The sequence below is a fragment of the Microbacterium sp. AG238 genome, from assembly GCF_003610405.1.
In the GTDB taxonomy this organism is placed as follows: Bacteria; Actinomycetota; Actinomycetes; order Actinomycetales; family Microbacteriaceae; genus Microbacterium.
This window is the reverse complement of record NZ_RAQC01000001.1, coordinates 551,920-572,296: the sequence shown is the minus strand read 5'-3', so window position 1 is coordinate 572,296 and position 20,377 is coordinate 551,920. Positions and strand designations below refer to the sequence as shown.

Genomic DNA, 20,377 nt, shown 5'->3' with positions numbered 1-20,377 from the left:
GATCAACCGGCGGGCGTCGTGGGCTCGGGCAGCGGTCCGGCTGTCGTGTCGCCTCGCAGACGCTTGACGACGAGCTCCGCCGAGATCAGGCACATCGGCAGGCCGATGCCGGGCAGAACGGACGAGCCGGCGTAGTAGAGGCCGCGAACCCTCTTCGACGCGTTTCCCGGTCGGAACAGCGCGCTCTGCGTCAGCGTGTGCGCCAGCCCGAGGGAGTTCCCCCGCCACGCGCCGAGATCGCGGGCGAAGTCCGCCGGAGCGATCGTCCGCCGCACACGCACTCGGGAAGCGAGATCGGTCGCGCCCGTCCACTGCGCGATCTGCGCGATGGCGCGATCCGCCGCCGCTTCGATCGCGGCGTCGCCTCCGCCGTCGATGCCGCCGCGCCCGAGCCCGGGGTCGGCGGGGATCGGGACGAGGACGAACAGATTCTCCGAGCCGTCCGGTGCGACGGTGTCGTCGGTCGCGCTCGGCCGGCAGACATACAGCGAGGCGGGATCCGGGATGTGGGTGTCGCGGCCCGCGATCGCATCGAAGTTCTCGCGCCAGCCCCGCGTGAAGAGCAGCGTGTGGTGCGAGAGCTCGGGGAGTTCGCCGTCGACGCCGAGGAGGATCAGCAGTGCACCGAAGCTCGGCGTGCGCTTGCGCCACCAGCGCTCCGGGTACGACTGCCGTTCGGGCGGCAAGAGCACCGTCTCGGTGTGGTGCAGGTCGGCCGTCGAGACCACGACATCGGCCGGGATCTCGGTGGTGTCGGCGAGGCGGACGCCGGTCGCCGTGCCGTCGGCGGCCGTGAGGATCTGCGAGACCGCCGTTCCGGTGCGCACCTCGACCCCGCGCTGACGGGCCAGGCGCTCGATGGCGGCGATGACCTCCGTGAAGCCGCCCCGGGGGTACAGGACCGCGTCGTCGAGATCGAGGTGACTCATCAGGTGGTAAAGGCTCGGCACGTCGTAGGGCGAGGAGCCGAGGAAGACCGCGGGGTACCCCAGAACCTGGCGGAGCATGGGGTCGTTGAAGCGGCTCTCGACGAACCGGTTCAACGACCGGGTGAGCAGCGGGGCGAGGGTCGGGACCCGCTTCAGGATGCCGGGGTCGCGGAGGCCCTCCGACGTGGCGTAGGTGTCGTAGAGGAACTTCGACACGGCCAGGTCGTAGGCGTCGGCGGCCGAGTCGAGGTACTCGTCGAGGCGTGCTCCCGCGCCCGGCTCGCGACTCTCGAACAGCGCGGCGGCCTCGGCGCGGCCGGACACGACGTCGATGTGTTCGCCGACGCCGTCGCCCTCGGGTTCGGCGTACACGCGGTAGGCGGGCGCGAGGGGAACCAGATCGAGTTCGGCCGCCGCGGACGTTCCGAGGAGTGCGAAGAAATGCTCGAAGACTTCGGGCATGAGGTACCAGCTCGGTCCGGTGTCGAACCGGAAGCCGTCGCGCTCCCAGGAGCCGGCGCGACCGCCCGTGTCCTCGCGCGCCTCGATGACGGTCACCGTGTATCCCTCGTCGGCCAGCAGTGCGGCCGTCGAGAGCCCGGCGATGCCGCCGCCGATCACGACGGCGCGCGATCCCTGCGATGCCGTGTGCGAGCGTGCCCGGCGGCTCATGCGCCCGCTCGCAGGGGAGCGGCACCCACGGTCGCGCGGGCGGCGAGCCCGAGCTTGACGGCGTTGGGCACGCGAACCCGCTGGTCGGTGTCGCCGGCGCGCCGCAGGCGACGGGAGAGCGCCGTGAAGAGGTCGTGAGCAGCGGTGACCGCCCGGCGGCAGTCCGCGGGCAGCCGGGGGATGATCGCGCCCGCCGCGTCGAGGTCGGCGTCGATGCGGTCCAGGACCTCGGCGCGTGATGACGTGCCTGCGCCGCCCTCGACGCCGAGGTAGTCGCGCCCGAGGGATCCGACGTCGTGGGGGAGATCGCGCAAGAAGTTCACGTCCTGAAAGGCGGCGCCGAGACGGCGCGCGCCGTCGACGAGGGCGGGATCGGCGGGACGCGGATGCGAACCGCCGGCGTTGACGAAGGTCTGGAGGCACATCAGCCCCACGACCTCCGCCGAACCGTAGACGTACGAGTCATGCGAGCCGGCATCGTGCGAACTCACCTCGAGATCGGTGCGCATCGATGCGAAGAACGGGCGCACCAGGTCGGCGCCGATCCCGCACTCCCGCGCGGTGGAGGCGAAGGCGTGGACGATGAGATTGGCGCTGAAGCCTTCGTCGACCGCCACGAGCGTCTCCTCCTCGAGCGCGTCGAGAATGCGTCGTTGAGCTGGCAGCGGCATCCCCGCCTGTTCAGCCGAGCCGTCGACGATCTCGTCGGCGATCCGGACGAGGGCGTAGATGTTCCGCACGTGGGGACGCACTCGCGGCCCCAGCAGACGGGCTGCGAGTCCGAACGAGGTCGAGTACGCGGAGATGACCACGGCGGCCGCATCGCGCGCCGTCCGGTCGTACAGCGCGATTGCGGAGTGATCGGGGGTCACGGGATCCGTCCTTCGATGCCTTCGGCGAGTTGCTCGATGAGGGCGTGGGCATCGGGCGGCAGTTCGGTTGCCCGGCGCCGCACCGACGCGAGCGTCTGGCCGATGAGGGTGACGAGCTGCTCGCGGGCGCCGCTCGCGTCGAGCTCGCGCTGCGCGGCCTGCACCGCGATCGGACCGGTCGGCGCCATCGCGAGCGCGGACGAGACCTGGGGCCAGGATGCGGACTCCCGGGCGAAGGAGATGAGCGGTGTCCGCTTGGCTTCGCGCAGATCGGCACCTGCGCCCCGGCCCGCCTGTGCCTCATCACCGAAGGTGCCGATGAGGTCGTCGACGAGTTGGAACGCCAGGCCGAGGTCCGCGCCGACCGACAACAGCACGGCCCGATCGCCTTCGTCGGCGGAAGCGAGGACGGCGCCGGCGGCGAGGGGTGCGCAGAACGAGTACACCGCGGTCTTGTCGTGCGCCGTGCTCAACAGCTGCGCGGTCTCGGGTTCGGTGGGCACGACCGCCTGCTCGACATCGGCGAGCTCGCCGATCGCGGACACGAGCACGGCGTCGTCGAGGAGATCGAACAGTCCGACCCGCTGATCGGGGGCGACGTCGGCGGTGGCGACGAGGCGGGCCGCCTCGTAGAGCAGGATGTCGCCGGCGAGAACGGCCGCCGCGTCGCCGACGCGTTCGGCGTCGTCGACGCTGACGCCGAGCGAGCGGGCGTGCGAGCGGAAGGTGCCGCCGACATTGGGGACGCCGCGCCGCTCGACGTCTCGATCGATGAGGTCGTCGTGGACCACGAACGCGCTGTGGAGCAGCTCGAACGCGGCGGCGACGTCCCACAGGCCCGGAGCGCTCGAGCGGTCGCCTCCGAACGCGTCGAAGGCTGCGATCACGAGCGCGGGGCGGAAGCGCTTGCCCCCGGACGTCGCCGCAGAGGCCGCGCGGATGAGAGCGAGCGCGGACGAACCGTGCGGGATCGCTCGCTCGGTGAGTCGGGTGAGGACCTGATCGAGTGCGCGATCGACAGCGGCTTTGCTGTCGTCGGGCAGAGAGATCATGGTCACCATCCTGGGCGTGCCATTAGTATGGCGTTTTGCTAGCTTAACTAGCGTTTGAGCCGATGATAACCAGGCTCGAGAGGTGGTGTCCACATGGCTGACCCGAATGCCGATCTGGGGAGAAGTCGTGTAGAGCGGTCGGCTCTGCTGGCGGTGCGAGCGTTCAGCGATGCGATGGATCGGATGCACACGGGGCTCCGATCCGACATGGACATGAACGCCACCGACCTCTCGGCGCTGCGCATGCTGAGCATCCGCGAACAGCGCGGCGAGCTGGTGAAGCCCCATGACCTCGCACGGCACCTGGGCATCTCGAGCGCCTCGACGACCAAGATGCTCGATCGCCTGTCGAAAGAGGGATTCATCGAACGCGCGCCGCATCCGAAAGACCGGCGCGCGCTGGTGATCACCCTCACCGAGTCGTCGCGCCAGGATTTCGGCCGCCACTTCGCCACGCGGCTGACGCGCATGCGTGAGGCGATGGAACCGTTCAGTCCGGACGAGCTCGCGACGGTCGCACGGTTCCTCGACGGTATGAGCGACGCGATGCTCGCCGACTGATCGCCCCGCACGATTGATCACGGCTCGGCGCCGCTTCGGGGTGGCGGGCGCATACAACGAAGGCCCCGTCTTTCGACGGGGCCTTCGTTTTCTGTTGCGGGGACAGGATTTGAACCTGCGACCTCTGGGTTATGAGCCCAGCGAGCTACCGAGCTGCTCCACCCCGCGGCACAAGAGTTAACACTAGCACGGGCTCAGGAGGTCGTCCAATCGGGACGGTTCTGCGCGCATCCCCGGGCGTGTCGGGCCGGATCCGCGGCCACACGTGTTGCCGTCGTGTGCCCGTCACGGGGAGGATGGCGGCATGGGCCCGGCGACGCCGATCATCGGCCGGTGACGACGTCACCTGCCAGGCTCGCCGCTCACGCATCGCCACCGCCGTTCGGAGGACCGTTGACCGCACTCGCCGTCGCCCAGTTCGCGCCCGCCGCCGACGTCGGCGACAACCTCCGCGTCGTCGCCGACTTCGTCGAGCGCGCGACCTCGCGCGGTGCCGAGGTGATCCTGTTCCCCGAGTATTCGAGCTATTTCGTCGACCCGTTCGACGAGACGCTGCGAGAGAACGCGCAGGACCTCGAGGGCTCGTTCGTCCGGGGGCTGCACGAGTTGGCTCGCCGTCACGGCGTTCACATCGTCGCAGGCCTCCTCGAGCGGGCTTCGGATGCAGAACGCGTGCGGAACACCGTCGTGGCGGTCGGGCCCGAGGGTCTGGTGGCGTCGTATCGCAAGCTGCACCTGTACGACGCCTTCGGGCAGCGCGAATCCGATTGGGTCGAGCCGGGGGAGATCACGTCGCCGGAGACCTTCGACGTGGGCGGCGTCCGCTTCGCGCTCATGACGTGTTACGACCTGCGCTTTCCCGAGGTCGCCCGTGTGCTCGCCGACACCGGAGCGCACGTCGTCCTCGTGCCCGCTCAGTGGGTGCGCGGTCCGCTCAAGGAGTTGCAGTGGAACACCCTCCTGCGAGCGCGCGCCATCGAGAACACGCTCTTCGTCGCAGCGGCTGACCATCCGCCGCCCCTCGGCGTGGGAAACTCCGGCGTCTTCGATCCGCAGGGGGTGGAGATCGCCGCGGTCGGGACGTCGAGCGATATCGCGGTCGCACACGTCGAAGCCCATGCCATCGAGCGCGTGCGGCGGGTCAATCCCGCCCTGCGGCTGCGCAGGTTCGCTGTCGTGCCTCGATCAGAAGGCGCCGGCGAGCCGAGCTGACGCCTCGGCAAGGACGTCGGGCCGCTTGCACGCGGCGAATCGCACGAGGGTGGCGTACTCCGGCCGGTGCGCGGGCGACGCGAAGGCCGTGAGCGGGATCGCGACGACGCCCGCTCGAGCGGGCAGCTCGCGGCAGAACGTATCGGCGTCGGAAGCTCCCAGGGGAGCGGCGTCCGCGACCGTGAAGTACGAACCCGCCGGTGTCGACACGGCGAAGCCGGCTGCGCGCAGCCCCGCGCCCAAGAGGTCACGGCCCGCACGCAGGCGATCGGAGATGCCGACGAAGACGTCGTCGGGGAGGCGCAGCCCGGCTGCGACGGCGGGCTGGAATGGGCCGGCGTTGACATAGGTGAGCCACTGCTTGACCGCCAGCACGGCGCTGACGAGCTCGTCGGGCCCCGTCACCCATCCGACCTTCCAGCCCGTCACTGAGAAGGTCTTGCCCGCAGACGAGATCGACAGCGTGCGTTCGGCCGCGCCCGGAACGGTTGCTATCGGGACGTGCGGCGCGTCGAACGTGAGGTGCTCATACACCTCGTCCGTGACGATCACCGCGTCGTGTCGATGCGCGAGGCGAACGATCTCGTCGATCGTCTCGCGTGCGAAGACGGTTCCGGTCGGATTGTGCGGATCGTTGACCAGGATGATGCGCGTACGGTCGGTGACGGCGGCGGCGAGCTCACCGAGGTCTGGCTGGAAGTCGGGCCACCGCAGCGGCACGCCCACCAGTCGCGCGCCGGAGAGCGCGACCAGGGCCGCGTACGCGTCGTAGTACGGCTCGAACACGACGACCTCGTCGTCCGGTCCATCGACGAGCGCCAGCACGGTGGCTGCGAGTGCTTCCGTCGCGCCGGCGGTCACGAGCACCTGCGTTCCGGGGTCGAGCGTGATGCCGTACCAGCGCGACTGGTGATCGGCGATCGCGCCGAGCAGCTCCGGTTCGCCGCGTCCCGGCGGATACTGATTGCGTCCGTCCGCGATCGCTGCGCGAGCGGCTTCGAGAACCTCGGTCGGACCGTCCTCGTCGGGGAAGCCCTGACCCAGGTTGATCGCGCCGGTTCGGGCGGCGAGTGCCGTCATCTCGGCGAAGATGGTGGGTACGGGCGAGCCTTCGTCGGTGAGCAGACCGGCGCCGCGTGCGGCGCGGCGCCAGGCGCCGGGAACCTCGTGCATCCGGTTCACGCTACACGCATAGGCGTGTCCCATCCTCGGCATAGGCAAACCACAGCATCGAGCGGCAACCTGTTCTTGCTTGGACAAAGGAGCAACCTCGATGAGCGACCAGAACTTCCCCGACGACCGCACTCCCGACGCGCGACGCGACGCCGAGCAGCCTGCCGACCACGCCCGTACCTCGCCCGTGTCGGCACCTGACGCGGCAGCGGCGCCGCGCGCAGACGCGACCATCCCGCCGCGCCCGCCGCTGCCCGGCGCGCCGGCAGACTCCGGCTCGGCGTTCCACACCCAGCCGACGCAGCCCTATGGCCAGCACGCGCCGCAGGGCGGCGCACCCGCCTTCGGCCAGTCCTTCACGGCGACCGCCGCCCCCGAGCAGCACGACCGCAGCAGGGTCGGCGGTGGGAAGATCGCGGCCATCCTCGTGGCCGCCGCCCTGGTCGGCGGCGCGGCGGGCGTCGGGGGAGCAGCTGCGGTGGGCTCGTCTTTCGTCGCGGCGCCCGCGTCGCAGAGCGCGGGTCCGTCGTCGATCACCGTCAACAACCCGGATTCCGTCAACGCGACGACGGCGATCGCCACGAAGGTGCTGCCGAGCGTCGTGACCATCTCCGCCTCGTCGGGCACCTCGGGCGGCACCGGCTCCGGTGTCATCCTGAGTGACGACGGCTACGTGCTCACCAACACCCACGTGGTGACCCTCGACGGCGCCACCGGCGACCCGAAGCTCTCGGTCACCACCTCGGACGGTCGGGTCTACGCGGCGACGATCGTGGGAACCGATCCGACCTACGACCTCGCGGTCATCAAGCTGACCGACGCCTCCGGACTCACCCCCATCGAGTTCGCGGACTCGAGCAAGCTGAACGTCGGCGACCAGACGGTGGCCGTGGGTGCACCGCTGGGGCTGTCGAACACGGTGACGACGGGAATCGTCAGCGCGCTGAACCGCTCGATCCAGATCGCATCGTCGGCAGCGCCCGATTCCGAAGGGGGAACGCCGCAGGACGAGACGCCCGGCGGGCGGACACCGTTCGAGTTCGACTTCGGCCAAGGGCAGCAGACGCCTTCGCAGCCGAAGTCCTCGATCGCGATCTCGGTCATCCAGACCGACGCGGCCATCAACCCGGGCAATTCCGGTGGCGCTCTCGTCGACGGGAAGGGCCGTCTGATCGGCATCAACGTCGCCATCGCGAGTGCCGGCGGGACCTCGACCGAGGCCGGCTCCATCGGCGTCGGTTTCGCGATCCCGTCGACGGTCGCCGAGCGCGTCGCGAACGAGATCATCGACGACGGCTCGGCCACCCATGGTCTCCTCGGCGCGACCGTCGGTGACGCCGCGGCCGCGCCCGGGGCGACCCGTGCGGGCGCGCTGATCAACGAGGTGACCTCTGGCGGCGCTGCAGCGTCGGCGGGCCTGCGCAACGGCGACATCGTCACGAAGTTCAACGGGGTCGCCATCACCGATCAGGTCGACCTGACCGCCCAGGTGCGGGCGCTAGCCGCCGGGAGCAAGGCGGAGCTGACCTACATCCGCGATGGCCGGGAGCAGACGGCGAACGTCACCCTGGGCGAGCTGCAGCAGTAGACGTCGTACCGGCCCGGACGCCACCCCGCGATAGGCTCGCGGGGTGGCGTCCTTCTCGTTCGGCGCGGGCAACGTACGCAAGGTCCTGCGCATCCCCGCGTATCTCGTGGGACGCCTCGCCACCCTCGTCATTCCGCGCGACCGGTCAGCCTGGGTCTTCGGCTGTGCCGTGGGCGTGGCCGACGGCGCGCTCGCGCTGTGGCAGGCGGCGCCTCGCCACCGCACCGTGTGGCTGGTGTCGTCGCCGCGGCAAGCCGAGGACGCGGAACGGCTGGGCATCCCGGCGGTGCGGCGCGATTCGCTCGCAGGCTTCTGGCGCACGGCTCGCGCGGGCGTCGTCGTCGTCACCCACGGGCTCGGCGACGTCAACCGTTACGGCGTCGGCGGAGCTTTCCTCGTCCAGCTCTGGCACGGCATCCCGCTCAAGCGCATCGGTCTCGATTCGCCGGTGACGACCGACCCCGGGCGGCTGCGGGCCGTCCCCGGCATCCGGCGGCTGCTGGCGCTGGCTTACCGGCGCGCACAGTCCCAGATCGACGTGCTGCCCGCGGCATCCCACCTCGTTCGGGGCCGGCTCGAGAGCGCCTTCGGTCTCGACGACGCGCGCGTTCCCGTGCTCGGCGAGCCGCGCGTCGATGTGCTGTCGGCACCCGACCCGCTTTCCGCCCGCCACGAGGCTCGCACGCTGCTCGAGACGGCCGTCCCGGGCGTCGGGGAGGCTCGCGCCGTGCTCTACGCGCCGACCTGGCGCGACGGCGACCCCGACCCTGCGACACCCGGTCCGGCCGACTGGGGGAGCATCCTGAGCGTTCTGGAGGCTCACGACGCCGTGTTGCTCGTCCGGTCGCACCCGTTGGGCGGCGGTGCCTACACCCCTCCCGCGCCGACCTCGCGCGTGCGGATGCTGGGAAGCGACATCGTCCCCGACGTGACGCCGCTGCTAGCAGCCATGGACGTGCTGGTCACCGACTACTCGTCCCTCGCCTACGATGCCGGGCTCGTGCCGCTGCCGACGCTCTTCCTGGCGCCCGACGTCGAGAGCTACGCCCGGACGCGAGGGTTCTACGGCACCTACGCCGATGTCGCCGGCGCCGATGTCGCCAGGTCGTGGCCGGCGTTGTGCTCGCAGCTCGGCGACGTGCTCGGGCATGAGCCCGAGGCGAACCGCCGCCGATCCCGGGCCGCCGAACTGAGCCGCAGGGTGCACGCCTGGCGGGACGGCGGGAACGCGCGCCGTGTGCACGATGCGATCGTCGCCGCGGTGCCGGAAGCAGCGGGGGAGCAGTCGTGATGCGTGTCGATTTCAGCGCCGATGTCAGCGACGGAGGCCCTCCGGTCATGACCGTGACCGCCACGGGGCCGGTTCCCGCGACGGTCGAGCTCGTCGGACCGCGCGCGGTGACGCGCGGAGAGGTGACCGGGGGCGACGGTTCCTGGACGGCGCGCCTCGCGCTGCACGTCGCCCGCTGGGGCGGTGCGCTTCTCCCGCTGCCCTCGGGGACCTTCGACCTCGTCGTGGACGGCGCTCCGGTGCGTGGTGACGGATCCGTCGGCGAAGCGCCTGCCGCGCTGCACGCGCCCACCCTCCGCGCGAGCTGGGATGGCGCCCGGCTCCTCATCGGCCCTCCCGTGGATCCGGCGCTCGATTCGGATGAGGGGCGCCGCGCGCTCGAGCAGCGCTACGCGGCTCACCGCGGGGCGCTCGAGAACGCCGTCTTCTTCGAGAGCTTCTACGGCCGCAGCGCGAGCGACAACCCGCGCGCGATCGATCGCGAATTGGCGCGAGTGGCACCCGGTGTCACCCGGTACTGGAGCGTCGTCGATCTCTCGGTGGCTGTTCCCGAGGGGGCCATCGCCGTGGTCGACGGCAGCCCGGAGTGGTGGCGGGCACGCGGCGCAGCCCGACTGCTCGTCGTCAACGACTGGCTGCGCCGTCGCTTCGTCCGCAAGCCAGGACAGGTGGTCCTGCAGACCTGGCACGGGACGCCACTGAAGCGACTCGCCCTGCACCGCCCCGGCTTCGACCCGCGGCGCGCACTCGCGGTGTTCCGTGAGAGCCGCCGCTGGGACATCCTGCTCGCCCAGAACCCGTACAGCGCTCGCGTCCTCCGGGCGGCGTACGGCTTCCGCCGCAAGCCGGTGTGGGTCGAGGGGTATCCCCGGACGGATGACCTGCACACCGGCGACCGGGATGCCGCACGCGCGGCACTCGGCATCGGCCCCGCCGAGAAGGTCCTGTTGTACGCGCCTACGTGGCGCGACGACCGCCAGACCATCGTCGACTTCCTCGACCTGCCGGCTCTTGCAGAAGCCACGGGCGCGGTCGTGCTCGTGCGCGGACATTCGCGCACGCTTGCGCCCGGCGCCGACGAGCGCGGTGCGCGAGTGATCGATGTGACGTCGTACCCCGATCTGACCGACCTGCTGCTCGCCTCGGACGCGCTCATCACGGACTACTCCTCGGTGATGTTCGACTACTCCGTCACCGGTCGCCCCATGTACTTCTTCGCGCCCGACCTCGAGCACTACCGCGGCGCGTTGCGCGGCTTCTACTTCGATCTCGCCGACGCGGCCCCCGGGCCGATCGTGCGCACGCAGAACGAGCTGGTGCGTGCCGTCGCGGCCGGCGACGCCGGAGACCCCGAGCGGTACGCGCGCTGGCGCGCCCGCTTCAACTCGCGCGACGACGGCCGGGCGGCGGAGCGGGTGGTCGCTCGCATCCTCGACCAGGGGCTCGTCTCGCGCGACTGACCCAAACAGACTCGGGCTGGTTCAGGCTGGCTCAGGGGAGCGGCGTGTTGCGCGCGAGGCGCGACGTGTCGACCGTGCCGCGGGCGCCGCGCGACGCCCCCTGCAAGAATCCGACCCCCCACGAGAAGTGCATCGACGGCAGCACGGCGAGCGTCCACAGCCGATCGCGCAGACCACGACCGCCACCCTTCCCCGCTGCGACGACGGCGACGAGCGCTGCGTAGGCCGCGACGGGAAGGTGCAGGATCGACAGCAGGATGCCGGTACGCGCGGGAAGACCCCCGACCAGCTGCACCGCACCCACCACCAGCGACGTGGCCGCGGCGATGACGAGGGCCGGAGGCGCGAAGAAACGCAGGCCGTTCCGACGACCGAAGCGCCGGACGAGTTCCCCGCGCCACGAGCCGGTCGCGCGGAACTGTTGTACGAGACGGCTCCAGCTCTCGCGGGGCCAGTACGTCACATGGAGGTCGGGGTCGAACCACACCTGGTAGCCGGCGCGGCGGATCCGGAGGTTGAGCTCCCAGTCCTCTCCGCGGCGGATGCCCTCATCGAACAAGCCGACCTCGTCGAGCACACTGCGTCGCATCACGCCCAGGTACGCCGACTCGGCTGGGCCCTCCTCCGACCCGCCGTGGTACGCACCTCCGCCGAGCCCGATGCGGGAGTTGTAGGCGCGGGCGACCGCTCGCTGGAACGGAGTCCGGCCCTCGGCCCGCATCACGCCGCCCACATTCGCGGCCTGTACTCGTGCGAGCGTCTGCAGTGCCGCGCTGGTGTAGCCGGGCTCGAGCTCGGAGTGGGCGTCGACGCGGACGATCGTCGGGTAACGGGCGGACCGGATCGCGATGTTGAGGCCGACGGGAATATGCGCCGCGGGGTTGCGGACCAGGCGGATGCGCGCGTCCTCGCCGGCGAGTCGGCGTGCAACGTCGTCCGTGCCGTCGGCCGAGGGGCCGAGGGCCAGGATGACCTCGATCGGCGCATCGAGCTCCTGGGCGAGCACGCTGCGCACGGCGTGCTCGAGGTAGTCGCGCTCGTTGAGGACGGGGATGACGAACGACACTCCCGCATCCGGGGCCGGTACGGGTGCGGGACGCCACCGGTGCGCGTCGTCATGCATCCGTCGATCATGTCACGCGTCCCGGTCTCCGCTCACACCCTCGGTACCCTGGAGGGGTGGGAATGATCGCGGACGTCCGTAAAGCCGTAACCCTGGTGCGGCGGGCTGTGTCGAACCGGGCGGCGTTCATCGACGTGCGGCGCTCTCTCGCCAGCGCGCCGAAGCCGTCGACCGGACACTTCCGGATCGCGGTCTATTTCGCGGACGGCGATGTGAACATGTACCAGATGCGCCAGTGGTACAAACCACTGCAGCTGCTCGCCGAGAAGTGGCCGGTCGTCGTCATCAGCCGCAGTGCCACCGGCGCGCAGGCGCTTCTCGCCGACGGCGCCCTGCCCGTCCTGTTCGCGCCCTCGGTGCGTTCACTCGAATCGGTCGTCGCGGCGCAGGACATCCGCGTGGTGCTGTACGTCAACCAGAACACCCGGAACTTCCAGATGTTCCGTTACGGACACCGGTGGCACGTCTTCATCAACCACGGCGAGTCCGACAAGATGTACATGACCACCAACCAGTTCAAGGCGTACGACTACGCGCTCATCGCCGGCGACGCCGCGCGTGAGCGGCTGGGCCGGGTCCTCTGGGACTACGACCTCGACGCGCGGACGATCGCGATCGGACGACCGCAGGCGGATCACTTCTCGGGGGACCTTCCGTATCCCGAGGACGACCGCCGCGTCATCCTCTACGCGCCGACATGGGAGGGCGACCGCCCCGCCGCCCACTACGGCTCCATCGCCTCGCACGGCGAGTCGCTCGCGGCGGCGGTGCTCGCATCGCCGAGGCACCGGCTGATCTACCGGCCGCACCCGCGGTCCGGTGTGGTGGACGCGTCCTACGGTGATGCTCATCGACGGATCGTCGCGGCCATCGCCGCTGCCAACGCCGCCGACCCGCTCGCTCATCACGTCTATGACGACGGACCCGATCTGGGCTGGCAACTGGCCGCCGCCGACCTCGCCGTCGTCGACATCTCGGCGATGATCTACGACCGTTTGGCGGTGGCCAAGCCCCTTCTCGTGACGCGTCCTGCCGATCCGGCGGCTCTGGTCGACACGGGCGGCTACCTCGCGGATGCCGCCTGGCTCGAGGCGACGTCGGCGTCGTCGATCGTCGAGATCGCAGACCGCGTCGCTGACGACCCGGAGGCATCGGAACGGCTGCGCGGGTGGTCGCGTCACTACTTCGGCGACACCACTCCCGGTGCAGCGACGGCGCGCTTCCACGCGGCGATCGAACTCCTGATGGAACGCTGGGCGGAATGGGACGCGCGCACCGTCACCGTCGCAGACGAGCGCGACGAGGCGGAGTTCGACGACGCCTGAACACGGCGTCATCCGGGCTCAGTGCGCGCCGGCGCCGATCAGCACGGCGCCCACGACGAAAAGCAGCGCGAGTACCAGCGCGATCACCACCAGGACGAGGTGCACGGTGAAGAAGCGGGTGCGCCGGCCGTGCTCATCGGTCGCTCGCGGGTCGCGCGCGACCCGCCGCAGGAACGTCGGCCAGGTGACGACGTTGAAGAGGGCGCCGATGATCAGGACCGTGATCAGGAATGCGGTCATGGTTCCTTCCGCTCGTCGAGGTCGGTGTCGAGGCCGCTGGATGGCTCCGTGCGCGAATCGTGCGCCGCGCCACGCCGGAACGGTCGAGACGCGAACGAGCCGATCTGGCGGCCGCCTTCGGCGAAGACACCGCTGATCCGCCGTGCCATCGGTCCTGCCCCTCGTCCGATCGGTTGATTTTCGTCACGTGATTCGAGCGCCGCAGGGAAGCTCGCAGGCACGACTCCGAATGCGCGGCGTGCGCCGGAGATCACCCGGCGACCGAGGATGTGGTTGCCGGTGCCGCCGATCGCCGCGCCGATGCCGAACGGGAGAGCCTTCCCGACGACCGACGCGCCACCGGCGGCAGCGAACCGTCGCAGGAACGCGTGCTTGAGCCGGTCCAGGACCGGCCCGACGGCCGTGCGGGGGAGCGACGAGGTCACGAGCTCGCCCCAGTAGGAGCTGCGGGGCGCGCCCCGACCACTCGCCTGCTTCGCGAACTGCCCCACCAGGTCGGCGCCCTCGCGGCCGAGCATGAGGGCGAGCACCAGAGCCCGCGCGCGGTCGGGATCGTCGACGGGGATGCCGTGCAGCTCTGCGAGGGACTGCGCGAACAGTGCCGTGGCCTCGAGGAACCCCGCCGTCTCGACGCCGCTGAGGGCGAGCGTCGTCGCCGTCCCGATACCGGGGATCACCGCGGTGGCACCGACGGCTGCGCCCCCCGTGGTGACCGCGGTGAGGTAACGGCGCTCGAGCATCTGCGCGATCTGCGCAGTCGTCGCCTCGGGATGCCGGTGGCGGATGCCGCGCAGATGCGCGATTACGACGGGGCGCTGGACGGCCAGCAGCCGGTCGAGCGTCCGGACGGTCAACGTGTGTCGCCCCGCGTCGCCGTCGCCCACGTCATGGCGTGGAGCGTCGTCGGGGAGGGAATCGATGCGGTGCACCTTGCGGGCCATGACACCCATCCTCTCGCGCCCCGGGCGGGGCACGGCGCGATCAGACGTACAGGTTGGCGCGCTCGAGGTCCTCGGCGAAGTCGACCTCGACCGCGTACAGGTCGGAGATGTCCATCGGCTCGAGCCGCAGACCGTTCTCGGCGATGGCGAGCTCGAGCCCGCGCTCGAAGTAGTCCTGGTCGTCGACGCGGCCGAGCTGCGCGATGAGCGCCTTCTTGTCGCGGCTCGAGATGTAGTTGATGCCGACCGCTTCGCCGATTCCGCCGCGGACCGTCTTCGAGAGCTCCGTGATGAACCCGTCGCCGCCGACGGTGTACTTGACCTCTTCGTCGCTCACCTTCGCGGTATTCACGGTGACGAACGACTGATCGCGCTCGATGAGTGCGACAGCGCGGCCGAGCACGCGGGGGTCGAAGACGACGTCGCCGTTCATCCACAGGACACCCCCGCGTCCCGAGGCCTTGAGGGCGCGCAACAGGCTCTGCGAGGTGTTGGTCTCGTCGTAACGGGCGTTGTAGACGTAGTCGACATCCGGGAACGCGTCGACGATCGTCTCGGCGCGGTAACCGACCACCGTGGTGATGCGGGCGTCGTCGCCGAAGGCTGCACGGATGTTGTCGTGCTGCTGCTGCATGATGCTGCGGCCGTCGTTCAGCTCGGTGAGCGGCTTGGGGAGGGAGCGGCCCAGGCGGGAGCCCATCCCGGCAGCGAGGATCACGATCTGAAGGGCCACGAGAATCTCCTGAAGTTACGAGTTAGATCAGTATTCACCGGGGTGACATCCCGGGACAGCGTTTTTCATGGTAGCGAGCCCTTCTGGGAGGTCGCCCGGACACCCGGAGCCGTTGCGCTTTCGTGACCTTGCTGGTAGCGCGATTCTCGGTGTTCCTTCATGACGCGGCGCCTCGCCGCGGATGGCCTGCTTGATAGGTTTGGGGGGTGACAGACGACTCAGCCGCCCCCCAGCACGAACAGCGTGTCGCGTCGCCTGTCGATACCTCCGTGCCGCCTCTTCCCGACATCCCCGCCGAGGTCGCGGCTGCCGGGCTCGGGCCCACGGTGACGCCCGGTTCGGGCTCGCAGGACGGCACGACGACGACCCCTCCAACGAGCGCGCCGCGAACGCCGAAGCCGCGTAAGCCCCGCTCGCAGGGCACCGCCGGTGCGAAGAAGACGCCGCGTAAGCCCCGCAGCACGAGCGCGCCCTCGGCGGCAACGCCGCCCAAGCCCGAGATGCCGGCGGCCGTCGCGGCGGCCGCGTTCGTCGCCCCGCCCGAGCCGCCTGAGACAGAGAGTGTCGGGGCGGAAGACACGATCGCCGCCGACGTGATCGCGGATGACGGGGGTGCGGCCGACGTGGCATCGGCTGACGTGGCATCGGACACAGCAGCATCGGACACCGCGGCATCGGATGACGAGGTCGTGGGTGGTGCGGTAGGCCCCGCCACGGCCGAGCCCGAGCTGGACACCGCGGATGAGACCCCGCTCGAGCCCGACGCGGAGCCCGAGCCCGAGGTCGAGACGGCGGAACAGCCGGAGCCGCAGCTCGAACAGCTGGTCGCCCCGGAGCAGGAACGGGCGCACGAAGCGGAGACGATCTCGGAGGAACCGCCGGCACATGAGGCGGCGGTGGCCCCGGAACTCGACGCGTCGGTGGTCCCGGAGGAAGAACCCGAACGCGAGCCCCTGCCGGGGCCCCCGGCCGCGGCTGGCGACGCCGTTGCCGACGAGGTCGTCGCTGACGTCGAAACGGTCCTCGCAGCGGAGCCAGAAGCCGCAACCGTCGACGCGCCGCCCGTGGACGACGCACCCGTGGACGACGACGAGGCCCTCGACGTGGTCGGGGCCGGCGCGGTCGCGATGAGCGACGGGTCGGACGAGCGGATGCCGGCCGACCTCGCGTCGAGCGCTCCGGCGCTGCGTCTGCGCGGCGTCACCAAGACCTACGGCGAGGCGCGTGCCGTCGACCGCATCGACCTCGAGATCCCGGCGGGATCCTTCTACGGGCTCGTGGGACCGAACGGTGCCGGAAAGACGACCACGCTGTCGATGATCGCGGGCCTTCTGCGACCCGACGAAGGCTCGGTCGAGATCGCGGGAGTCGACATCCGCCGCGACCCGGCTGCCGCGAAGCGGCAGATGGGGGTGCTGCCCGACCGGCTCCGTACATTCGACCGTCTCTCCGGCCGTCAACTCCTCTACTACTACGGCGTCCTGCGCGGGCTGAAGCCCGCCGTCGTCGAGAACCGCATCGCAGACCTCGCCTCGGCGTTCGACCTGACCGACGCGCTCGGGCGCAGTGTCTCCGATTACTCCGCCGGTATGACCAAGAAGGTCATGCTCGCTGGAGCCATGATCCACGCGCCGCGCTTGCTGGTGCTCGACGAGCCCTTCGAGTCGGTCGACCCCGTCTCGAGCGCCGTCATCCTCGACATCCTGCAGAAGTACGTCGCACACGGCGGCACCGTCATCCTCTCGAGCCATGGCATGGAGCTCGTTCAGCGCGCCTGCTCGGGCGTCGCCGTCGTCGTGGGCGGGCGGATCCTCGCGGCGGGAACGGTCGATGAGGTACGCGACGGTCGCACGCTCGAGGAACGGTTCCTCGAGCTTGCGGGCGGGACCAGCGCGGTGGAGGGCCTCGAATGGTTGCACACGTTCTCCGACTGAGGTTCGACGTCCTGGTCGGGGCACTGCGGTTCCACCGCGCCCGCGCATTCGCGGCGCTCGCGGCCGCCGTGATCCTCGTCGGGGCGATCGTCCTCGCGCTCTGGCGTCTGCAGGATGCGCCACTGGCGAGCGCCCTGGTGGTGCTCGCGGTAGGCGGGGCGGCTGTGTCGGCATGCTTCGCTCTGGTGCCGCTGGTGACGCCCGTCCGCGACCCGCTCGACCCGCGAGCCTTCATCGTGACAGGCCGTGACTGGCGGCTCGTGGCCGCCGCGACGGCCGTCGCCAGCCCGCTGAGTCTGCCGTCGGCCGCCATGATCGCGATCTCGGTCGCCGTCGCGCTCACCTGGGTCGCTCACGGCGTCGACCCGGTCGCGGCCAGCTTCGGCGCGGCGCTGATCGTCGTCACTCAACTCCTCCTCGCCCGGGTGGCTCTCGGAATCGCCGCTCTCGTGCTGGCGGACCGCCGTTCACGCGAGCTGACGACTCTGCTCCTGCTCGGCATCGCTGTCGTCGCGATCCCCGTCGCGGTCTTCCTCGCCTCGTTGAACTGGGACGAGGGCGTTCCGAGCCCTCTGCTCGCCGCCGTCGAGACGCTCGCGGTCACCCCCATCGGGGCCGCGTGGGTGCTCCCGCTCGATCCGCGCCCGGTGGTCGTGCTCGTCGCGGTCCTGACGGCCCTGGCGCTGGCTGCCGCTTGGATCCTGATCGTGCGGCGCATGCTGACCCGCACCGAGCGGCCCGTATCGGTGCGGGAGCGCCGCGGACTCGGATGGTTCACCGTCACGCCCGGTACACCCGGCGGGGCCGTCGCGGCGCGTTCCCTCGTGTACTGGCTGCGCGATCCCCGGTATCTCGTCGACATCGCGATCATCCCGGTCGCCGCCGTCGTCGCGGTCGTGCCCCTCCTCATCGTCGGCGTGCCCCATGAGGTCGCGGCCCTGATCCCCGCGCCGCTGATCGCGCTCCTTCTCGGCTGGGTCGTCCATAACGACCTCGCCTACGACGGTTCGGCCGTGTGGCTGCATATCTCCAGTGCGGTGCGGGGTGCCTCGGATCGAGTCGGGCGCCTGGTTCCGCTGCTTCTCGTCGCGGTGCCGCTGCTTGCCATCGCGATCCCGGTCGGCATCGGCATCCACGGCGATTGGGGTGTGCTGCCGGCGATGGTGGGCGTCTGCTCCGCGCTGCTGCTCGGCGGTCTCGGTCTTTCGTCGGTATCGTCCGTGCTCGCGCCGTACGCGGTAGCCCGCCATGGCGACAGCCCGTTCCAGCAGCCCCAGCGCACCGGCGGCGGGCTCTCCCAGGGGGCCGTGCTCGTCGGGGCGCTTCTCGCGGCGGCGCCGGCACTGTGGTGGTCCTGGCAGTTCGCGTTGGGGGAGGCGCAGGCGCAGTGGTGGGCGCTCGGCACCGGTGTGGGCGTCGGAATCGTGGTGCTCACCGCCGGGATCCTCGTCGGTGGGCTGCTCTTCGATCGGCGTGGCGATCGGCTGATGGCATTCGCCGAGACGACGTGACCGTTCGCCGATAGAATTCCCGCATGAGCACTCCTCTCGATTCTCCCGACCAGGGCGGTCTCGCGACCCTCGACCGTGAGCTCGAAGAGCTCATCCGCGAGGAGACGATCGAGCCGGGCGACCACGAGCGGTTCTCGCATTACGTCAAGAAGGACAAGATCCTCGAGTCGGCGATCACCGGCAAGCCCGTGCGTGCGCTCTGCGGCAAGAAGTGGACTCCGGGTCGCGACCCCGAGAAGTTCCCGGTCTGCCCCACATGCAAGGAGATCTACGAGTCGATGACGCGCTGACGCGTCGCCGATCTCGCGAAAACGCACCGTCCCGCCGAGAACGCACCGTCAAAGGTGCACTCTCAGCGAGGCGGTGCGTTTTCGGCGTGGTAGACCGTCGGGATCGCGGGTTCGGAGCGGCTGAGCGCGAGAGCTCGAACCGGCATCTCCTCGATCACGCTGGCGTGGTGGGCGCGGGCGGCGCGCACGCCGGCGGCACCGACCCAGTCGCCGACCGCCCGGCCATCCGCGAACAGCATCGTCTGCAGTGCGCGAGCGTCGGGGTGTTCAGCGGGCGTGTCGAGGGGCTCGAATCCATCGGACACCACCACGACCTCCTCCTTGGCGGTACCGCCGACGAGGGCTCGGAACGCCGTCTTGCGACCGCCGTGCGACACCTTGTCGGCGGAAGCCTTCGCCACGGAGAGCCATGATCCGTCGTCGTTCTGCCGCGCGACCAGCTTGTAGACCATGCCTGCAGTCGGGGTGCCCGAGCCCGTGACGAGCGACGTCCCGACTCCGTAGGCATCGACGGGGGATGCCGCGAGCGCCGCGATCGCGTACTCATCGAGGTCGCTCGTGACCGTGATGCGCGTGCCGTGGGCGCCCAGCGCGTCGAGCTGCGCGCGGACGTCCGCGGCGACGGTGGGGAGGTCGCCGGAGTCGATCCGCACTCCGCCGAGGTCCGTTCCCGCCACCCGTACGGCCGTCGCGACTCCCTCGGTGATGTCGTAGGTGTCGATCAGCAAGGTCGTGTCGACCCCGAGCGCGTCGATCTGGCTGCGGAAGGCCTCCTCCTCGCTGTCGTGGAGCAGCGTCCAGGCATGCGCGGCGGTGCCCATCGTGGGGATGCCCCACGTCCGTCCCGCCTCGAGGTTGCTCGTCGCGCCGAATCCGGCGATGTGCGCGGCGCGGGCGGCGGCGACGGCGCTGCGCTCGTGCGCACGGCGCGACCCCATCTCGGCGAGCGGACGGTCGCCCGCGGCGATCGCCATGCGTGCAGCGGCGGTGGCGACGGCGGAGTCGTAGTTGAGGATGCTGAGCACAAGGGTCTCGAGCACGACGGCCTCCGCGAACGTCCCCTCCACGGTCAGGACCGGTGAACCGGGGAAGTAGAGCTCGCCCTCGCGGTACCCGGTGATCGTGCCGGTGAAGCGATAGTCGGCGAGCCATGCAAGGGTCTGCTCGTCGAGCGCCCCGTGATCGCGGAGGAACGCCAGCTCATCGTCGCCGAAACGGAAGTCCTCGATCTCCTCGAGCAGTCGTCCGGTGCCCGCGACCACGCCGAACCGGCGGCCGCCGGGCAGCCGTCGCGCGAAGACCTCGAAAACGCAGCGCCGATCCGCCGTGCCGTCGCGCAGCGCGGCCTGCAGCATCGTGATCTCGTAACGGTCGGTGAGCAGAGCGCTGGAGGCCATGAGTGCCACTGTAGCGACGCGGCATTCCGTCACCGTCACGGGATGCCGCGGCCGCGACGCCAGGTAGGCTCGA

At 70.6% G+C, this 20,377-nt stretch carries 18 protein-coding genes and 1 tRNA gene; 9 read left to right on the top strand and 10 right to left on the bottom strand.

Annotated features, from left to right (window positions below; translation table 11 throughout):
• Positions 1-2: 2 nt before the first annotated feature.
• The 3 genes from crtI to DEU36_RS02685 are packed head-to-tail and all read right to left on the bottom strand — an operon-like array spanning position 3 to position 3,525.
• A complete protein-coding gene (gene crtI / locus DEU36_RS02695; protein WP_120262808.1) occupies positions 3-1,601 on the bottom strand; it encodes a phytoene desaturase family protein in 1,599 nt (532 codons plus the stop codon).
• On the bottom strand, positions 1,598-2,473 hold the full coding sequence (locus tag DEU36_RS02690; protein ID WP_120262807.1) for a squalene/phytoene synthase family protein: 876 nt from the start codon (positions 2,471-2,473) through the stop codon (positions 1,598-1,600). Before DEU36_RS02690 ends, crtI begins: the two co-directional genes overlap by 4 nt.
• Complete coding sequence (locus tag DEU36_RS02685; protein WP_120262806.1) at positions 2,470-3,525, bottom strand: polyprenyl synthetase family protein; 1,056 nt, start codon at positions 3,523-3,525, stop codon at positions 2,470-2,472. Before DEU36_RS02685 ends, DEU36_RS02690 begins: the two co-directional genes overlap by 4 nt.
• A 93-nt stretch (positions 3,526-3,618) precedes the next feature.
• On the opposite strand from DEU36_RS02685, the gene DEU36_RS02680 reads away from it, so the two are divergent.
• Positions 3,619-4,086 carry a MarR family winged helix-turn-helix transcriptional regulator gene (locus DEU36_RS02680; RefSeq protein ID WP_120262805.1) on the top strand — a complete coding sequence of 156 codons (468 nt, stop codon included), beginning with the start codon at positions 3,619-3,621 and terminating at the stop codon, positions 4,084-4,086.
• 94 nt (positions 4,087-4,180) lie between these two features.
• Here the strand turns inward: DEU36_RS02680 and DEU36_RS02675 are convergent.
• Positions 4,181-4,254: transfer RNA gene (locus DEU36_RS02675), tRNA-Met, on the bottom strand.
• Positions 4,255-4,479: 225 nt separating this feature from the next.
• Here DEU36_RS02675 and DEU36_RS02670 point away from each other — a divergent pair.
• Positions 4,480-5,298 carry a carbon-nitrogen hydrolase family protein gene (locus DEU36_RS02670; protein ID WP_120262804.1) on the top strand — a complete coding sequence of 273 codons (819 nt, stop codon included), beginning with the start codon at positions 4,480-4,482 and terminating at the stop codon, positions 5,296-5,298.
• Here the strand turns inward: DEU36_RS02670 and DEU36_RS02665 are convergent.
• The gene (locus DEU36_RS02665) at positions 5,272-6,471 is read right to left on the bottom strand and encodes an aminotransferase class I/II-fold pyridoxal phosphate-dependent enzyme (protein WP_120262803.1); all 1,200 of its coding nucleotides are present in this window, start codon (positions 6,469-6,471) and stop codon (positions 5,272-5,274) included. The two genes, DEU36_RS02670 and DEU36_RS02665, sit on opposite strands and share 27 nt — an antisense overlap.
• 100 nt (positions 6,472-6,571) lie before the next feature.
• Here DEU36_RS02665 and DEU36_RS02660 point away from each other — a divergent pair, with 100 nt between their 5' ends.
• The 3 genes from DEU36_RS02660 to DEU36_RS02650 are packed head-to-tail and all read left to right on the top strand — an operon-like array spanning position 6,572 to position 10,810.
• Positions 6,572-8,059 carry a S1C family serine protease gene (locus tag DEU36_RS02660; RefSeq protein ID WP_120262802.1) on the top strand — a complete coding sequence of 496 codons (1,488 nt, stop codon included), beginning with the start codon at positions 6,572-6,574 and terminating at the stop codon, positions 8,057-8,059.
• A 43-nt stretch (positions 8,060-8,102) separates the two neighbouring features.
• Entirely contained in the window at positions 8,103-9,350 is a 1,248-nt protein-coding gene (locus DEU36_RS02655; RefSeq protein ID WP_120262801.1) for a CDP-glycerol glycerophosphotransferase family protein, read from the top strand.
• Positions 9,350-10,810, top strand: a complete 1,461-nt coding sequence (locus DEU36_RS02650) for a CDP-glycerol glycerophosphotransferase family protein (protein WP_120262800.1) — start codon at positions 9,350-9,352, stop codon at positions 10,808-10,810. The genes DEU36_RS02655 and DEU36_RS02650 overlap by 1 nt, the downstream gene beginning before the upstream one ends.
• A 31-nt stretch (positions 10,811-10,841) precedes the next feature.
• On the opposite strand, the gene DEU36_RS02645 is transcribed toward DEU36_RS02650, so the two are convergent.
• Positions 10,842-11,933 carry a glycosyltransferase family 2 protein gene (locus DEU36_RS02645; protein WP_120262799.1) on the bottom strand — a complete coding sequence of 364 codons (1,092 nt, stop codon included), beginning with the start codon at positions 11,931-11,933 and terminating at the stop codon, positions 10,842-10,844.
• A 56-nt stretch (positions 11,934-11,989) separates the two neighbouring features.
• On the opposite strand from DEU36_RS02645, the gene DEU36_RS02640 reads away from it, so the two are divergent.
• Positions 11,990-13,258 carry a CDP-glycerol glycerophosphotransferase family protein gene (locus tag DEU36_RS02640; RefSeq protein WP_120262798.1) on the top strand — a complete coding sequence of 423 codons (1,269 nt, stop codon included), beginning with the start codon at positions 11,990-11,992 and terminating at the stop codon, positions 13,256-13,258.
• An 18-nt stretch (positions 13,259-13,276) separates the two neighbouring features.
• On the opposite strand, the gene DEU36_RS02635 is transcribed toward DEU36_RS02640, so the two are convergent.
• From DEU36_RS02635 to DEU36_RS02625, 3 genes are read right to left on the bottom strand one after another with little or no spacing between them, the layout of a single operon-like run.
• The gene (locus tag DEU36_RS02635; RefSeq protein ID WP_120262797.1) at positions 13,277-13,498 is read right to left on the bottom strand and encodes an SCO4848 family membrane protein; all 222 of its coding nucleotides are present in this window, start codon (positions 13,496-13,498) and stop codon (positions 13,277-13,279) included.
• The gene (locus DEU36_RS02630) at positions 13,495-14,439 is read right to left on the bottom strand and encodes a hypothetical protein (protein WP_259455193.1); all 945 of its coding nucleotides are present in this window, start codon (positions 14,437-14,439) and stop codon (positions 13,495-13,497) included. The genes DEU36_RS02635 and DEU36_RS02630 overlap by 4 nt, the downstream gene beginning before the upstream one ends.
• 40 nt (positions 14,440-14,479) lie before the next feature.
• The gene (locus DEU36_RS02625) at positions 14,480-15,172 is read right to left on the bottom strand and encodes an NTP transferase domain-containing protein (RefSeq protein ID WP_120262796.1); all 693 of its coding nucleotides are present in this window, start codon (positions 15,170-15,172) and stop codon (positions 14,480-14,482) included.
• A 206-nt stretch (positions 15,173-15,378) separates the two neighbouring features.
• Between DEU36_RS02625 and DEU36_RS02620 the strand changes: the two genes are divergently transcribed.
• The 3 genes from DEU36_RS02620 to DEU36_RS02610 are packed head-to-tail and all read left to right on the top strand — an operon-like array spanning position 15,379 to position 18,907.
• Positions 15,379-17,106, top strand: a complete 1,728-nt coding sequence (locus DEU36_RS02620; RefSeq protein ID WP_259455192.1) for an ABC transporter ATP-binding protein — start codon at positions 15,379-15,381, stop codon at positions 17,104-17,106.
• On the top strand, positions 17,082-18,617 hold the full coding sequence (locus DEU36_RS02615; protein WP_120262795.1) for a hypothetical protein: 1,536 nt from the start codon (positions 17,082-17,084) through the stop codon (positions 18,615-18,617). The genes DEU36_RS02620 and DEU36_RS02615 overlap by 25 nt, the downstream gene beginning before the upstream one ends.
• A 23-nt stretch (positions 18,618-18,640) precedes the next feature.
• Positions 18,641-18,907, top strand: a complete 267-nt coding sequence (locus tag DEU36_RS02610; protein ID WP_023951164.1) for a DUF3039 domain-containing protein — start codon at positions 18,641-18,643, stop codon at positions 18,905-18,907.
• 62 nt (positions 18,908-18,969) lie between these two features.
• Here DEU36_RS02610 and DEU36_RS02605 read toward each other — a convergent pair whose 3' ends face one another.
• Positions 18,970-20,304: a nicotinate phosphoribosyltransferase gene (locus DEU36_RS02605; RefSeq protein ID WP_120262794.1), complete on the bottom strand. Its 1,335-nt coding sequence runs from the start codon at positions 20,302-20,304 to the stop codon at positions 18,970-18,972.
• Positions 20,305-20,377 lie beyond the last annotated feature (73 nt).

Bases quoted from the DNA above. Each gene is read 5' to 3' on its own strand.
- crtI (WP_120262808.1), bottom strand. From the start codon at position 1,601: ATGAGCCGCCGGGCACGCTCGCACACGGCATCGCAGGGATCGCGCGCC.
- DEU36_RS02645 (WP_120262799.1), bottom strand. From the start codon at position 11,933: ATGCATGACGACGCGCACCGGTGGCGTCCCGCACCCGTACCGGCCCCG.
- DEU36_RS02615 (WP_120262795.1), top strand. From the start codon at position 17,082: ATGGTTGCACACGTTCTCCGACTGAGGTTCGACGTCCTGGTCGGGGCA.
- DEU36_RS02660 (WP_120262802.1), top strand. From the start codon at position 6,572: ATGAGCGACCAGAACTTCCCCGACGACCGCACTCCCGACGCGCGACGC.
- DEU36_RS02650 (WP_120262800.1), top strand. From the start codon at position 9,350: ATGCGTGTCGATTTCAGCGCCGATGTCAGCGACGGAGGCCCTCCGGTC.
- DEU36_RS02665 (WP_120262803.1), bottom strand. From the start codon at position 6,471: ATGCACGAGGTTCCCGGCGCCTGGCGCCGCGCCGCACGCGGCGCCGGT.
- DEU36_RS02630 (WP_259455193.1), bottom strand. From the start codon at position 14,439: ATGGCCCGCAAGGTGCACCGCATCGATTCCCTCCCCGACGACGCTCCA.
- DEU36_RS02685 (WP_120262806.1), bottom strand. From the start codon at position 3,525: ATGATCTCTCTGCCCGACGACAGCAAAGCCGCTGTCGATCGCGCACTC.
- DEU36_RS02635 (WP_120262797.1), bottom strand. From the start codon at position 13,498: ATGACCGCATTCCTGATCACGGTCCTGATCATCGGCGCCCTCTTCAAC.
- DEU36_RS02610 (WP_023951164.1), top strand. From the start codon at position 18,641: ATGAGCACTCCTCTCGATTCTCCCGACCAGGGCGGTCTCGCGACCCTC.
- DEU36_RS02680 (WP_120262805.1), top strand. From the start codon at position 3,619: ATGGCTGACCCGAATGCCGATCTGGGGAGAAGTCGTGTAGAGCGGTCG.
- DEU36_RS02605 (WP_120262794.1), bottom strand. From the start codon at position 20,304: ATGGCCTCCAGCGCTCTGCTCACCGACCGTTACGAGATCACGATGCTG.